The organism is Shewanella sp. TC10, from assembly GCF_009663145.1.
GTDB lineage: Bacteria > Pseudomonadota > Gammaproteobacteria > Enterobacterales > Shewanellaceae > Shewanella.
In genome coordinates, this window is sequence record NZ_VKHR01000004.1 from 1 (window position 1) to 15,714 (window position 15,714).

Genomic DNA, 15,714 nt, shown 5'->3' on the forward strand with positions numbered 1-15,714 from the left:
ATTCCTTAATGCTACAGCCTTCACTGCAAAGATACTTATAGCCCGCTAAAGCTAATCCCATTGTAATAATGGTAACGGACGTAATTCTTCAATATCAAAAGCAATCGTATGCTTGCTAGAAACATTGAGTAATTTTAACTCTAGATAACTGATCGCKRAKTCTSKACGGGAAGATTTGCATTCTGGCAAGCGTTAAATTTGAATCAATAAAAAAAGCTCGGTTTAACTCCCACATTCTAAGAACAAAAGCTGTCTAAGGCATGAATTTTAGCTAAAATTTGTTAATATACAATTTGAACCTTATATAGTGGGCAATATAATTTGCCTGATAGCCTAATTACTAGAGACCATTATGGATTTGAACGCCATTCGTCAACTAGCTGATAATGACATGCAAGCCGTTAATCAGTTAATTTACAAACAACTTGAGTCTGATGTTGCATTAATAAACCAACTAGGTTTTTACATTATCAATGGTGGCGGTAAACGACTTCGCCCACTACTTTCAGTATTAGCAGCGCGTGCTATTGACTATAAAGGTGAAGAACATCTTAAGTTAGCCGCTATTATCGAATTCATCCATACAGCCTCTTTACTGCACGATGATGTAGTAGATGAATCTACATTAAGACGCGGCCGTAAAACGGCCAACGCGCTTTTTGGAAATAGTGCTAGCGTCCTAGTTGGAGACTTCTTATATACTCGTTCGTTCCAAATGATGACAGAACTCGACAGCATGAAAGTGCTACGGGTTTTAGCTGATACCACCAATATTCTTGCAGAAGGTGAGGTTTTACAATTAATGAATTGTAATGACCCTGAAACCACTGAAGAGAATTATATGCGAGTGATTTACTGTAAAACAGCTAAATTATTCGAAGCCGCGACCTTACTCACAGGTGTCATTGCAGATGTGAGTAAAGAGCAACAAACCGCATTAGGCGAATACGGTAAGTTTCTCGGTACTGCATTCCAGCTAACTGATGACCTACTTGATTACACTGCGGATTCTGAAGAGCTTGGAAAGAATATTGGTGACGACCTAGCAGAAGGTAAACCAACTCTACCTTTAATCTATGCCATGGCACACGGCAATGACACAGCGAAAGTGTTAATTAAAGAAGCCATTGAAAAAGGTGATGGTACCAAGGCAATTGATGAAATAGTCGCGGCATTAAAAGAATCTGGCGCTCTTGAATACACGAAGAAAAAAGCAGATGAAGAAGCAGATAAAGCCATTGCTGCCCTTGCGCCAATAGCTGATAGTGAATATAAAACTGCTTTGATTTCATTAGCCAAAATTTCAGTTCAGCGTAATAACTAATTATACGCACAAAATAAATCTGAAAATAAATGCCCTGCACTTTAAAAGTTCGGGGCATTTTTTATTGCTATTAACGGCGCTGACAGTTTCAGATATATTCAAACATGCCAATTAATTGGAGTTTCCCCTAGGTCACTCAATAGCTGATTTGTTTTCGAAAAATGCTGGCAGCCGAAAAAACCACGATACGCAGATAATGGTGATGGATGGGGACCAGATAGAACATGGTGATGCTCTGCAGTAATCAACTTACCTTTTTTAATCGCATGTGCGCCCCACAACACAAATATAATAGACTCCTCACGTTCATTAAGACATTGCATTACATTATCGGTAAAAGTCTCCCATCCAGCCTTTGAGTGTGAGTGAGCCTTACTTTCTTCAACCGTTAATACTGTATTGAGCAACAACACACCTTGTTTGGCCCAATGAGTTAAGTTACCGTGTTTCGGGATTTCAAAATCTGCAATATCTTGCTGAAGTTCTTTATAAATATTTACCAATGATGGTGGCGTTTTAACTCCAGCTTGAACCGAGAAGCATAAGCCATGAGCTTGGCCTGCACCGTGATAAGGGTCTTGCCCAAGGATCACCACTTTAACCTTATCTAGCGGGGTTAAATCAAACGCATTATAGATATCTTCCGATGGCGGAAAGATGACTTTATCAAGTCGCCTTTGATTAGCTAGAAACTGCTCAAGCGCGACAAAATACGCTTTCTTTTTCTCTAGTGCTATAAACTCTTTCCAACTGCCCATCAGATCACTTACTCCACTTAAATAGCCAACAACTCGCATAAAAATATTTTTTAACTTAAAATTAATTTCAAAATAAAATAAAAAGGATGTTCATTGATGCCCAAAAAACTGAACACCAAAAAGACATTTGGTTTTACCCTAATAGAATTAGTCGTTGTTATTATTATATTAGGGGTCATCGCCGTTATCGCATTACCCAAGTTTATCAATATTAAGCAAAATGCTGAAGTTTCTACAGTCCAAGGGACTGGCGGCGCTTTTTCCAGCGGTATTTCACTGGCTAATATGAAGTGGGCAGCGTTGGGAAGTTCTGGCCCTGCTGATAATCTTCAGATTTTTGAAAACGCAGGCACTGATGGTCAATTAGATATAAACCAATGGGGATTTCCGGCTCAAAATTGGCCTCCTTTCGAATCCTCCCCTCGACTTAATAACGAGAATGACTGCATGTCTGTTTGGGAAACCATTTTACAAGATGCCCCTTCAATTTCTGACACAGCTGCGCCCGAAGACACAATGTATCTCGCCACCTACATTAATCCAGATCAATGCCGGTACATCTATAATCCTCTGCCAACACTGTCGATTTATTATGACTCCCGCAATGGACAAGTGATCACAGATTCAGACCCTAATAGCTAATTGTTACTTTATTCTGTCAGCAAAGTAGGTACACTCTTTGCTGAATTTTCAAAAATGATGAGTAGAGTTCATGTCAGAAGAAAAAACTGAAACAACAATGTATCAGCTTGCTGATCAATTTATCGCGCTAGCAAATCAACTGGGCCAAACAGAAAACGATATCGGTAAAGTGGGTACAGCATTACGTTTTGCAGCCGCACGTTATAATGCATTCGAAGCAGCAGTAAAATCATCTAACTTAGAAGCAGAAAAAGAAAATGCGCTAAGCTGGTTTACTGAAGAATACAAAGGTATGTTGAACGAAAATTTAAACGACCATATTAAAAACCCGCCAGGTGGTCAAAACGCTGCAGAAGAAAAGCCTGACGACTCAGTACAAGTATTCAAAAACTAATTGAATAATCGTAAAGTTATTGAATAACTATACTTAAAAAGCCATCTCTCGATGGCTTTTTAATGTGCTAAACATTCTTTTCAACTTGTTCTTACGCTCACTAAAACAAGTTAACAATAACCCGCAAAGCAAGCAAAATAAGTACTATCCCTGAAAGCTTATCAATTAATGCGGCCTTATCTCTAAGCCTCGATAAAATGGGCCCATGAGAAAGTACTACCGCAATGATGGTATACCACAGCCCATCAATCACCAGCGGTGTTAATACAATTAACGTTTGCCCTGTTAACGTTTCAGCGGCTAAAACAAATTGACTAAATAACGCTAGAAAGAAAAGTAGAATCTTGGGATTAAATAACGAAATAGCCAATCCATCCCGAGCTGCTTGCAATAATGTACTCGACTCTCCGGATTGTAATTTTTGCTCCATCCCGCCTTTAGATTGCAGCGCCTGAAACCCCATCCAAGCAAGATATAGTGCACCGACAATGGCGATGCCATTAAACACAATAGGCGATTTTTCTAGTACAACAGCTAAGCCTAGTAAAGTGACTAGGGCGTAAACTCCAATGCCAATTGAATGCGCCCAAGCGCAAACAACACCATGTAAACGACCTCCAGATAAAGTATGTCTTAACACCATAGCTAAGCTAGGCCCTGGCGACATCGCACCTAAACAACAAATGGCTAATAAACCTAACCATGTACTAAATGCCATTTTGTTTTCATCCTTAATGAGTTATTTTTATTGGGTTGAAAAAGCCGTACGGTATCATGATTTTGCTTTAACAGCATTCAGTTAACCTCAATTTAAGCAATTCTTGATATAGTCATAGGCACTCACCTCTTACTTACTGAGATAAAGACATGTCATTAATGCTACCCATTCTTCTTGGGCTACTGCTCGCAGGTATTGCAGTGCTCATTTTTTTTAAGATTAAAGGCAAAAATATACCAACAACCATAATTGTATTGTTGGGTTTCATGACGATATGCTTTACCGGTGTGTACGCCTTTTTACAAAAGACTGAAGATTATAATGCTTATCAGCGATTACAGTGGCAGCCTCTTAACCCTGAACAAATAACCCCGTTAGTAGAACAAGGTTATACCGTATTTGTTGATATATATGCTGACTGGTGCTTACCATGCAGGGCGAATAAAGCTAATGTCACTCGCCGTGAAAAAGTCGTCGATGTGCTTGATGCTGATAATATTATTTTGATGAAAGGTAATTGGACTGAGCCCAACCCTATGATAGAAAATTATGTCGGTAATCAAGGGGGAATTGGAACACCATTCAATAAAGTCTATGGTCCTAGTCACCCTAAAGGGATCATATTACCGGTAGAATTAACGATAAATGCAGTATTCCAAGCCTTAGATGCAGCGAAGTAATCGCTTTTGATTTAAAAAAAAAGACTGCTTAAGCAGTCTTTTTTATAAATAACATAACTTTAGAACACGTAACTCAATTTACCGTAGTAGAATCCACCATTGTAATCAAATGGACCACTTTCATAGTAAACCGCACCTAGCACACCTTGAGTACCATCTTTAAGTTCCTGCGCCTCTTGATCAAACAAGTTATTAGCACCAACAGACAGAGTCAACTGTTCAAACATGGTATAGCTAACCTCTAAGTCGACAGTGACTGCAGAGTCGGCTGTTTCAGATCCCCAGTCAGATGTGTCATCAGCATGAGTTGCATAGTATTCACCAAAGTAATTACCACGTAACGAGACACTTAAGTCATCCCATGTTTGACCCCATGTTAACGTCGCACGGTGAGCAGGAATACCGTCTTCTAAACGACGAACCTTACCTTCATCAGTCGTTTCCGGATCGAACTTATCAACACTCGTATCAGTCCAGCCATATGCAAGGCTAAACATAGTGTCACCAGCAAGTAACTCAGTTTCATATGAACCTACAATATCAATACCTTGAGTGGTTGTATCAAAATCGTTGGTATAATAAGTTACCGCAGAAATTAATTCTGGGAACTCAACACCTGCATCACGTAGGTCGTCATAATCTTCCGGCTCGACCGCAATTTGACTTGACTGAGCAATACGTCCTGTTACTTCAATGTTGTAGTAATCAACAGTTAAGAAGAAATCTTCATACTCAAATACTGTACCAATCGCGTAGTTGACAGATTCTTCTGGTTCTAAGACTTCACCACCATAATAAGCCGCTAAAGGATCTGTTGGCGGTGCAATAAATGTTTGTATTAAGTCGCCATTTACAATTGATGTCTGGGTATTAACAACATTTTCTTGCCCAACAGTCGGTGCTCTAAAGCCTGTACTGTGAGATGCTCGCATAGACCAATAATCAGTAAATGAATATTGGGTTGAGATTTTATAATTTAACGTATCACCAAATGTCGAGAAATCTTCATATCGAAGTGCAACACCCAATAACCAGTCATCAGTTAAATAGGCTTCAACATCAGCATAAATACCAATGTTGCTTCGATCATTTTTACCCGCTGCTTCTGGACCAAAGCCCTTAAAGCCATGTGAGCCGATATTGAAACCTTGATCAGCATATGGACCTGCTATCCACGAAGCCTCTTCACCTTGTGTGATTTCAAATGACTCTTCACGCCATTCAAAACCCGTAGCAAAGCTAATATCTTCAAGAGAACCTAGAGTAAAGAAACGAGAGAAATCTAAGTTTACAGTGGTCTCTACTTGCTCATAGGCACCAGTATCAAAATCAGTTTGGGTATCTTCGGGATTCGCAGCAAGACCGAGTGAAGGATTTAAAGAATTATAAAGGCTAAAACTAGATTTGTTCGATCCCGTACCGGCACTAGCATCATAATTCCATTCACCCAACTCACCTTCAAAGCCGAAGAAGAAAGACATATCTTCAATCGTACCGGCAAATTGTGGCGTGTAACCACCTGGACGAACTTGGTTCATAGAGAAACAGTTAGGATCCGCAACCATCGCTGCATACTCAGGCGTATCAAGTACATTAGGAACATTAGCAGGAACAACATTACAGGTAGATTGGTCTCCATTAACTGCACCGACTAATAAAGTTTCTCCACCGTCAACAGAATAAACATTGCCACGATTATGAGGGTTACGGTAATAGAAACCACCAATCGCTTCTCTAGAAGACACATTACCAAATGCGTAAACCCTGTGTTTATCATTAAAATCAAAACCAAGATTAGCAAAAACAGTGTAATCATCGTTTATTTCTGGGTTACCCCACACTTGCGCAGGATCATTGACAAAAGTGTTGCCCCCAGCAATTAAACCAGCAGCATCCGGACGCTGTACACTTCGACTTGTAGCATCAGCAGTTTTATATTGAGCACTGATATTAACGAAACCTGCATCTGTTAAAGGTAAGCCAATGTTGCCGTCTATAGTTGTTGTTGCACCATCACCTTCATAGTATTCACCTTGGCTGATGCTAATAGAGCCACCTTCAGCACTATCTTTTAACTGGAAGTTCATCACACCAGCAATAGCATCTGAGCCATATTGCGCCGCTGCTCCATCACGAAGAACTTCAACTTGCTTTAGTGCAATACTTGGAATAACTGAAATATCGGGACCTTGGGCACCATCATTGATACCACCACCTTGGAAAGCAATCACTGAAGCTCGGTGACGGCGCTTACCATTTACTAGAATCAAAGTACTGTCAGATGGTAAACCACGTAAGTTTACAGGACGCACAAGAGTTGCTGCATCACTAATAGGTTGTGCACGTGAGTTAAACGAAGGCACTGAGGTTACCAGCATATCAATCATGTCAGTTGAGCCATTTTTTCTTAAGTCATCAGCACTAAGAATATCAACTGGCACAGGTGACTCACCCACAGAGCGAGGTGCTGCACGGCTACCAACAACAGCAATTTTTTCTACGTTGTCTGCGACTTCTTCATCTTCAGCCATTGCTTGTGTTGATATAACAGAGCCTGCTAAAGCAACTGTTACGGCAAGACTCAGCGAATTTAAGCCAAACTTCCTTTTTTTAAGATTCGTCATCATTTGTGTCTCTTTATTATATTTATGTGCTTGTGACAGGTGTTTAAATCACACTAGTTGATTAAATTTCTGTCTCTCCCAAAATGAAGTAACTCCATTTGCATTTACACTTTTATAACAAATGAAACCTAATTGCTAACAATTTCTATTATTAGTCAAAATAATCAACGGCTTTCAAAGCGATAAACAGTCAAATAAACTAAATAAATTATAAATTGGCGCCAGATTCAGGTGAATAAACCACAAATAAGCCATAACTTAATTAGCAAACCCTACAAAACAAACCAGATTCAGTTGAAAAAACCAACAGCAGTACTTTAGTTGCATTAATCACACGATGCATATAGTGGAGTAAAAACTCTATAATAATTAACGTGATAATTCGAAATTACAGTTATTTTTGTTGACCTTTTATACAAAACAGCTCTAATCTAAACGCTCGTTTGATTTACCCATAAAAAATAAACTATTAGGTGGTAGGCATGACATATGACGCAGATACAAAGCTTGATCTCAATCAGTACCAATCTCTGGTCGACTTAATCGAGCAAACTTGCCAACGTTATGGGGATAATGTGGCTTATGCTTGTTTAGGTAAACAAACCACTTTTAGTGAAATTGAACAGGCATCTCGTCAATTTGCAGCTTACATTCAAAACCAAAGCGCATTAGTTGCAGGTGATCGTATTGCAATTCAGTTACCTAATATCACTCAATTTGTCATTGCAGCTTATGGGGCAATTCGAGCTGGGTTGGTCATAGTCAATACCAACCCGCTTTATACCGAGCGCGAGTTAATCCATCAATTCAATGATTCGGGTGCAAAAGCATTAATAGTACTATCTGATCTGCTACCTACGCTAAATAACGTAATTGAAAAAACCGATATATCACTGGTTATTAGCACCCATGCTTTGGATCTAAAAAACCCGCAGGCACAACCGGAAACCCCCTTTGCCAAAATTGAATTTAATCAGATGTTAGCTCTCGGTGAACAAGCAAAATTCTCCCCCGTAAAGCCTCAACAAAATGATTTAGCAGCGCTGCAATACACTGGCGGCACCACAGGCTTATCTAAAGGTGCGATGCTGTCTCATCGCAACATGCTAGCCAATTCGGCACAGGTTAAATCTCGTATTGCTAGTACCATGACACCTGGTAATGATATTTTTGTTGCCCCCCTGCCGATTTATCACATTTACGCCTTCATGGTTAACCTTGTGCTTTATTTTGAATCAGGTAGTTGTTCGGTATTAATTCCGAATCCGCGTGATATTGGCGGACTCATTAAAACCATGGCAAGCTACCCTTTTACTGGGTTTGCAGGTTTGAACACTTTATTTGTGGGTCTATGTCACCAACCTGAATTTCAAGCACTCGATTTTAGTAAGTTAACCATTACTATCTCTGGTGGTACTGCTCTCACTAGTGCAGCCGCTGATATTTGGCAAAAAACGACCCATTGCATGATCTCAGAAGGTTATGGTTTATCGGAAACCTCACCCGTTGTGAGCTTGAATGCACCTGGGTTCCAGCAACTGGGCACGATAGGTAAGCCAGTACTGGAAACAGATGTAAAAATCTTGGATATCAATGATGAAGAAGTCCCACTGGGTGATGCTGGCGAATTAGCCGTAAAAGGGCCACAAGTCATGCAAGGTTACTGGCAAAAACCAGATGAAACCGCAAAGGTAATGACAGCAGATGGATACTTTAAAACCGGTGATATTGCGGTAGCCACTGAAGAAGGTTTTCACAAAATTGTCGATCGTAAGAAAGACATGATTATCGTATCAGGCTTTAACGTCTATCCAAACGAAGTCGAAGACGTATTATCTCAAAATGAGTTAGTACTTGAGTGCGCTGTAGTAGGTGTAGCCGATGATAAATCAGGTGAAGCAGTTAAGGCAGTCATCGTACTAAAAGAGGCTTCAATTGATGAGGCTCAAACTAAACAGCTCATTTCTGATTATTGCCGTAGTCAATTAACAGCTTATAAAATCCCTCGCATTATTGAGTTCACAGAGCAATTACCAAAAAGCACAGTGGGTAAGATTTTACGTCGCGAGCTTAGATCCTAAATCACGTTAATTAGCCTAAGTAATTGAGCTAGGATTTAAACGAACAAAACAGCCTTAATTTATTAAAGCAAAACGCCGTTATCAGCTGATTGATGACGGCGTTTTCTATTTTAGCTAAGTTAAGCTAAGTTAATTAATGCCCTAATTAACTCTGCTCAGTCAACAACTGCAAACTGGCAAACTCTTTATAAACATCACTGGATAGCATTAACTCTTGATGGGTACCTTGCGCAACAACTTGCCCTTTCTCAAGCACGATAATGCGATCAGCATTAATCACAGTAGCCAGTCTATGAGCTATAATTAACGTAGTTCTGCCCGCCATTAAATTATCCAAGCCTTGTTTTACCTTAACTTCACTGACCGCATCTAAAGCACTCGTAGCCTCATCCAATAACAATATCGGTCTATCAGCTAATATGGCTCTGGCAATGGCTATTCGCTGTTTTTGGCCGCCTGATAGCTTAACCCCGCGCTCACCAAGGTAAGTATCATAACCATCTGAAAGCTCTCTTATAAACTCATCTGCTTTTGCTGTTATACATGCTTCCACCACTTCTTCTGTGCTTGCATCTACTCGCCCGTAGCGGACATTTTCAAATACACTGGTGGCGAAAATAACGGACTCTTGCGGGACTAAAGCATATTGCTCCCTAAGCTGCTGTAAACTCAATTTCGAAATATCAATATCATCTAACATCACCTTACCCGATTTAGGCTGATAGAAGCGTAGCAACAACTCAAATAAGGTGCTTTTTCCTGCGCCACTTTCGCCAACCAAAGCCACCCTTTCACCCGCTTGAATGCTGAGATTAATGCCCTTAATGACGTCTTCTTTATTACTAGGGTATGAAAAACGAAGTCCTTCAAGGTCAACATTGCCATTAATTTTTGTAGGCAACGCTATAGGTGAGGCCTCTTGAGGAATATCAATAGGTGTGTGTAGTAATTCAATTAACCTTTCAGCCGCCCCTGACGCCCGCTGTATCTCGCTAAAAACCTCACTAATTGTTGCTACAGAACCAGCAGCCATCACCGCATAAAACATAAAGGCTGATAACTCACCTGCGCTGATATTATTTTGCATCACATCTTGAGCACCTACCCAAAGCACCACAGCAATTGCAGCAATACTCAAAAACATCACTGACGATATTAAAATAGAGCGAAATAAAATACGCCCTTTGGCCGCAGTCATGACTGACTCAACTTGGGTATTAAATACTGTGCGATCTTTAGACTCATGACCATAGGCTTGCACTGTATGGATCTCATGGAGAGTCTCATCGATGTAAGCGCCTAAATCACCGACTTTATCTTGGCTTTTACGAGAATACTGACGTACTTTCTTACCCAAGAAAATGACCGGAATAAACACCATCGGCACGGCAAGAAGCACTAAACCTGTCAGTTTAAGACTGGTAATGGCCATCATCACCATCGCGCCAATGACTGTCACAGTCGAGCGAAAAGCCATCGATAGACTACTGCCAACCACACTCTGTAATAATGTGCTATCGGCAGTGAAACGTGAAATAACTTCCCCTGTGCGCTGTTCGGCAAAAAAAGCAGGTGATAAGTTTAAGAGGTGGTTGTATACCGTTAATCTAATATCAGCGATAACTCGTTCACCAAGCCATGTCATTAAATAGAATCGACAAAAAACGGCTGTCCCACTAATTGCAGTGATACCTAGAATGAATAAAACAATTTCATTTAAGCGCTCAGCATTGTCTGCAACAAAGCCTTCATCAACCATCATCTTTACGCCTTGCCCCAATGACAACCATGCGAAAGATCCAATAAACAAAAACACCACCGCAGCCAGTACTTTCATACGGTATGGCTTTAAAAAGGTCATAATCCAAGCAAGTACAGAATGTTGAGAAGAAGATGCAGCTTTAATGCCTGCAGCTGATGAGGTAATTTGTGTTGTCAAAATGAACTCTCATAAAAGCATAGTATCAGTCGCCGAATCACTGACTAGTAATCATCATTGACTAGTAGCATTACTGTTTAGCAGTATTTCTGGCTGATAGATGAGGTAAGAACAATAGAGCGACTAAAGCTCAATATATTTCAAAAATTAACGCTATATAAACTATAGCGACAAACAAAAAACTCTAATACAAGAGTTTAGGTTTCACAGATAAAGCCTGACCTTCACATTCATTGTCGGAATGTAAAAGTCAAAATAGTCGCGTCTTTATTCTTTCACGCTTGAATCGATGGCTTTTAGCGAGCGTAAAAATATCCCTAACCCACCGACACTCAGAACCAAAATAACAATCAGGTCAAATGCACTCATATGACTAAAGCGGAAATTAATAGAACTGATTACACCGAAAATAAGACCGACTAACGAACCAAAAGTCAGGATCCAGCCCAAAATATTTTTGGCGTTATAAAACATAAGCCCGATACCGAACATAAATGGGATCATTATCATCCCACTGGTTAAGCCAATCCCACCCACATTGTAAAGGCTGTGACTAAAACCAAACGTACTAGTGACTTTTATTGCTTTTAATAACATATAAAAGCCGCCACACATCATAATTAAACCGATAAAAAATGACCCAATACCGCCAGAAGTACCACCTGCACCGTTCATACAATTCCTTTGTAATAACTCAACTTATCTATTAATTGATGGTACTCATTGGCCACTTCAATAGCAAACCTAAGCACTGCGATAATAAACCTAAGCACTGAGATAATAAATAAATCACTGAGACAACTTACGATGAACTTACCTCGCACAACTCAAGCTAATCTGCGATAATTACTGGCTATTCATTGCGTACGTTTTAGGTAAAAAATAATGATTGTTAGTCAGTTTTCATGTGCAGGTATCGAATTAGATTTATACCGCTATCCCAAACAGCAAGATTCGAACCTTCAGGCATGGGACGCTGCTGACGAACATCTGATAAAACACATCGTAGACGAAAAAATAATACCAACAAAAACGGCCATTATTAATGATAGCTTTGGTGCTTTACAGTGTGCATTAACCCATATAGACGCTGCTTGGCCACTTGTTGTTGAAACCGATGCAAAGACAGGTTTATTAGGCGCATTGCAAAACTTAACCGATAACCACTTAGATCAAGTCAACATCAGTCGCTATAATAGTCGCGAATTATTACCAACCGATACACAGTTGGTTTTAATGAAGCTTCCTAAGAACTTGACCTATTTTACTCATCAGTTACAGCGTTTATCACAAGTGTTACCTGAAGGCATTCAAGTCATTATTGGTGCAAAAGCAAAAAATATTAACAAGTCTTTGCTAGCACTAATCGAGCAAAACCTTGGCCCTGCATCTGCAAGTTTAACCTGGAAAAAAACGCGCGTTATCACTTGTGTAGCTGACGGAAAAGTACGTCCAAGTGTTAAAGAGGTGACTTGGCCCGTAGATGAATTAAGCTTAACAATCAGCAACCTAAGTAATGTTTTTGCAGCAAATAAACTGGATATTGGCGCACGAATAATGCTCGATAATATGCCAAAAGGTGAATTTAATACCGTTATCGATTTAGGCTGTGGCAATGGTATTTTAGGTTTAAGAGCGGCTCAACTTTATGCTGATGCAAATATTCACTTTGTGGATGATTCAGAAATGGCTGTAGCTTCCAGTGAGCATAACTGGCAACTTAATCAACTCCCAGCAGAACGAGGGCATTTCCACTGGGATGACTGCCTCACACATTTAGACAGTGAAATCAGTGCTGACTTGGTACTATGTAATCCTCCATTTCACCAAGGTGAGGCAATAACAGATCATATTGCCTGGCAAATGTTCCTAGATGCAAGAAGAAGACTTGCGCCTGGAGGACTATTGCAAGTGGTTGGCAATCGCCATTTGTCATATCACATCAAACTGCAGCGGATATTTAAAAACTGCAAAACAGTTGCTTCTAACGGAAAATTCGTCATTTTACAGGCTCGTAAATAATATTACTTTCCGCTTTTTGTTTTAAACAAGCCCCTTAATAAATCTTAAACTAAGACTATGAGCAGGGTAAACTGGCTCATAGTCTTAATTTAAAGCGCTTATTTTAAAGCTCTTAATTTAAAACTCTTAAGCAAAAGCTGATAATTTAAAGCTTTTAAGTTAAAGCTCTTAGCCTCACGGCCTGTTGGTCATTAATTTGTGTCGACAAGAAAGTCGTAAACCTAAACAACACAAATTTGATCATATAACGCACTAACTAACTTTTTAATCAGCATTAGCTATCACGCTCAAACTCCTCCCACTTCCCCTAATATAGGACTGATTAACCTTTCTTTTAAAATGATCTTAACCAGCATTAAATTGGTAATACAACAAAGCAAAACTGGTTGACACAATATATATTGCAGCGCTATTGTGAACGATAACAAGGTAATAAAAATGGCATTTACCCTCGAAACGCCAAACAATAAATGATTAACATTAACAGTTTTATTGATTAAGTTTTAACTAAAAAAAACACTAAAACACTAACCAAATCAACATGAATTTTCCTGTTGTTGGCTATAATTGTATTAATTTTGTTTCAGATTTAGGTTTGGTGCTTAATCAGAAATCCATGTTCGCAGTGTTTAAAACCCACTTTTAAGTTCGATACAAAGGATCAAAACTTCGTTACTGATTTTAAACCTTGATAAGAATAATCAACACATTAGATAGAGAAACACTAAAAATGAGTAATAGCACCCTAAGCTGTGACTAATACTCATTGTTTTAATCGGGTAAGTTCGTTCCAATTCATTCCCCCCTCGATTGGAACGAAGTAAAAAGGCCTCTCATTGAGAGGCCTTTTTTACATTTATAGATTTAAATAACACTTAATTTCAAATTCTTATCAAAATTTCACTTATAACGATTTAGGCAATAAAAAAGCCTTTCGTTTAGAAAGGCTTTAATCGAAATAACTTAAAACTCAGCGATAAAACACTCGTTATCCTATACGGTTCACCAAATTATCAATCGAGTACAAATCGCGCTTTTCGCTATTTTTTCGACGAACTTCTTCAAGAGACTGCGCTTCTACCGTATCAAAAAGAACATTAATTAAACGGTTAAAATGCCTATGCATTGCAAGTCTAGCTTCTGATGCATCATTCGCTAATAACGCTTGATAAATAGAAGTGTGCTCATCAAGGGTTTTCTTATTATCCTTGCTACATACACTGGCATAGTCAGTGATAATTTTCTGACTTGAAGCACGCAGCGCCCATAAATTTTGAAACGATTTAATTAAAGCGCCATTTCGCGTGGAGTTAGCAATAATTTGATGGAACATTTCATCCGCTTCTTCAACGTATGACTTATTCTCCATCATTATCAGTGTCTTGTTTAACTCAACCAGCTCTTCTTCTGTGATAGTGTTCGCTGCAAGTGCTGCAATTTCACCTTCAACAAGCGCACGCGCTTGGGTAAGTTCAAATGCATTAATCTTACTCAATTGGTCAGCTTTATTAGCAGAGTGTAAAACATATACACCAGAGCCAGTTTTAACTTCAATTTTCTCACGCACTTCCAGTGCAATTATTGCTTCACGAACTGTTGGTCGACTGACATCAAACTTTTCAGCCAACTCCCTTTCTGGAGGTAAACGACTTCCAGGAGTATATTCGCCGCTAGCAATAGACGCTTCGATCTGTTCTACGATGCGCCAAAACATACGCCTACTCTTCATCTTTGGTCCTTCAATGGTTTAAACCAATTTTCTTGTATTACTAACATGATATCTATTTACCTAGTCAACGCAAATCCTATTTTGAAAAATTATTGTCCTAGAACAGTTTTCATGTAAACCCTGATTTGGTTAGTAAAATGTTATTGGTAATAACAATAGCACACATTTAAGAACTTGTTGGTAACATAAATTGGTTGACAAGATATATAACCATTGGTTAGTTTCTAGTTGACGCAAAGTTGTATTTAGAGATCTTGTTTAAATGATTGTGTTCACACTAAATTAAATAAACGATTAATCTGGGGAGATTAACGTGAAACTTAATAAAATAAGTCGCGCATTAAGAATAAACAGGATCAACGTTCAACCGAAAAGTGCCATATACAGCTCTGCTCTTTTAACTTTATTAGCTTCGCCGGTTTTCGCACAAGATGAAAATGAAGCCATTGAAGTCACTACTCCGACAGCACAGGTATCAGAACAAAACCCTGAAGTAAAAAAAGATGAACCAGAAATGGAAGTCATCAAAGTGACAGATTACTTATCACTATCACTTAAAGCGCTGAACTTGTTAGACGAGCCACAAATTATGACTCGTGGTAACGACACAACTGTTTCAGACTACTCTCGCTCTGGTTCTAAATATTTCCTTGGTGCAAAAGTTAAGTTTTAACCTTAAGTAAAACTTAGTCGTGCAACTCCTACCTTAATGATTGAGGTAGGAGTTTATTTACATAAAAAGTAGCAATAACTGTAGAAACAAAAGATTAAAAACAAAACTAAATCAACGATAACTAAAAGAG

The 15,714-nt window shown here is 39.1% G+C and carries 13 protein-coding genes; 7 read left to right on the forward strand and 6 right to left on the reverse strand.

What is annotated here, in order from left to right:
* Window positions 1–352 precede the first annotated feature (352 nt).
* Window positions 353–1,324: an octaprenyl diphosphate synthase gene (gene ispB, locus FNZ24_RS01950; protein WP_153912749.1), complete on the forward strand. Its 972-nt coding sequence runs from the start codon at window positions 353–355 to the stop codon at window positions 1,322–1,324.
* Window positions 1,325–1,422: 98 nt separating this feature from the next.
* On the opposite strand, the gene ung is transcribed toward ispB, so the two are convergent.
* Entirely contained in the window at window positions 1,423–2,082 is a 660-nt protein-coding gene (gene ung / locus FNZ24_RS01955; RefSeq protein ID WP_153912750.1) for a uracil-DNA glycosylase, read from the reverse strand.
* A 96-nt stretch (window positions 2,083–2,178) separates the two neighbouring features.
* Here ung and FNZ24_RS01960 point away from each other — a divergent pair, with 96 nt between their 5' ends.
* Together FNZ24_RS01960 and FNZ24_RS01965 are read left to right on the forward strand one after the other, a co-directional pair.
* Window positions 2,179–2,724 (forward strand): prepilin-type N-terminal cleavage/methylation domain-containing protein, encoded by a 546-nt coding sequence (locus FNZ24_RS01960; RefSeq protein WP_153912751.1) that lies wholly within the window; start codon window positions 2,179–2,181, stop codon window positions 2,722–2,724.
* Between the two features lie 70 nt (window positions 2,725–2,794).
* The gene (locus FNZ24_RS01965; protein ID WP_153912752.1) at window positions 2,795–3,118 is read left to right on the forward strand and encodes a DUF3144 domain-containing protein; all 324 of its coding nucleotides are present in this window, start codon (window positions 2,795–2,797) and stop codon (window positions 3,116–3,118) included.
* Between the two features lie 100 nt (window positions 3,119–3,218).
* Here FNZ24_RS01965 and FNZ24_RS01970 read toward each other — a convergent pair whose 3' ends face one another.
* Complete coding sequence (locus FNZ24_RS01970) at window positions 3,219–3,836, reverse strand: LysE family translocator (RefSeq protein ID WP_153912753.1); 618 nt, start codon at window positions 3,834–3,836, stop codon at window positions 3,219–3,221.
* 149 nt (window positions 3,837–3,985) lie between these two features.
* Between FNZ24_RS01970 and FNZ24_RS01975 the strand changes: the two genes are divergently transcribed.
* Window positions 3,986–4,516, forward strand: a complete 531-nt coding sequence (locus FNZ24_RS01975; RefSeq protein WP_153912754.1) for a thioredoxin family protein — start codon at window positions 3,986–3,988, stop codon at window positions 4,514–4,516.
* Between the two features lie 59 nt (window positions 4,517–4,575).
* Here FNZ24_RS01975 and FNZ24_RS01980 read toward each other — a convergent pair whose 3' ends face one another.
* The gene (locus FNZ24_RS01980) at window positions 4,576–7,143 is read right to left on the reverse strand and encodes a TonB-dependent receptor plug domain-containing protein (protein ID WP_153912755.1); all 2,568 of its coding nucleotides are present in this window, start codon (window positions 7,141–7,143) and stop codon (window positions 4,576–4,578) included.
* Window positions 7,144–7,622: 479 nt separating this feature from the next.
* On the opposite strand from FNZ24_RS01980, the gene FNZ24_RS01985 reads away from it, so the two are divergent.
* On the forward strand, window positions 7,623–9,221 hold the full coding sequence (locus tag FNZ24_RS01985) for an AMP-binding protein (protein ID WP_153912756.1): 1,599 nt from the start codon (window positions 7,623–7,625) through the stop codon (window positions 9,219–9,221).
* A gap of 145 nt (window positions 9,222–9,366) precedes the next feature.
* Here FNZ24_RS01985 and FNZ24_RS01990 read toward each other — a convergent pair whose 3' ends face one another.
* Complete coding sequence (locus tag FNZ24_RS01990; RefSeq protein WP_267463718.1) at window positions 9,367–11,160, reverse strand: ABC transporter transmembrane domain-containing protein; 1,794 nt, start codon at window positions 11,158–11,160, stop codon at window positions 9,367–9,369.
* Between the two features lie 267 nt (window positions 11,161–11,427).
* Window positions 11,428–11,835 (reverse strand): hypothetical protein, encoded by a 408-nt coding sequence (locus tag FNZ24_RS01995; protein WP_153912757.1) that lies wholly within the window; start codon window positions 11,833–11,835, stop codon window positions 11,428–11,430.
* 213 nt (window positions 11,836–12,048) lie between these two features.
* On the opposite strand from FNZ24_RS01995, the gene FNZ24_RS02000 reads away from it, so the two are divergent.
* Window positions 12,049–13,182, forward strand: a complete 1,134-nt coding sequence (locus FNZ24_RS02000; protein ID WP_153912848.1) for a methyltransferase — start codon at window positions 12,049–12,051, stop codon at window positions 13,180–13,182.
* Window positions 13,183–14,170: 988 nt separating this feature from the next.
* On the opposite strand, the gene FNZ24_RS02005 is transcribed toward FNZ24_RS02000, so the two are convergent.
* Window positions 14,171–14,911, reverse strand: a complete 741-nt coding sequence (locus FNZ24_RS02005; protein WP_153912758.1) for a FadR/GntR family transcriptional regulator — start codon at window positions 14,909–14,911, stop codon at window positions 14,171–14,173.
* A gap of 313 nt (window positions 14,912–15,224) precedes the next feature.
* Here FNZ24_RS02005 and FNZ24_RS02010 point away from each other — a divergent pair, with 313 nt between their 5' ends.
* A complete protein-coding gene (locus FNZ24_RS02010) occupies window positions 15,225–15,584 on the forward strand; it encodes a hypothetical protein (RefSeq protein ID WP_153912759.1) in 360 nt (119 codons plus the stop codon).
* Window positions 15,585–15,714: the final 130 nt, after the last annotated feature.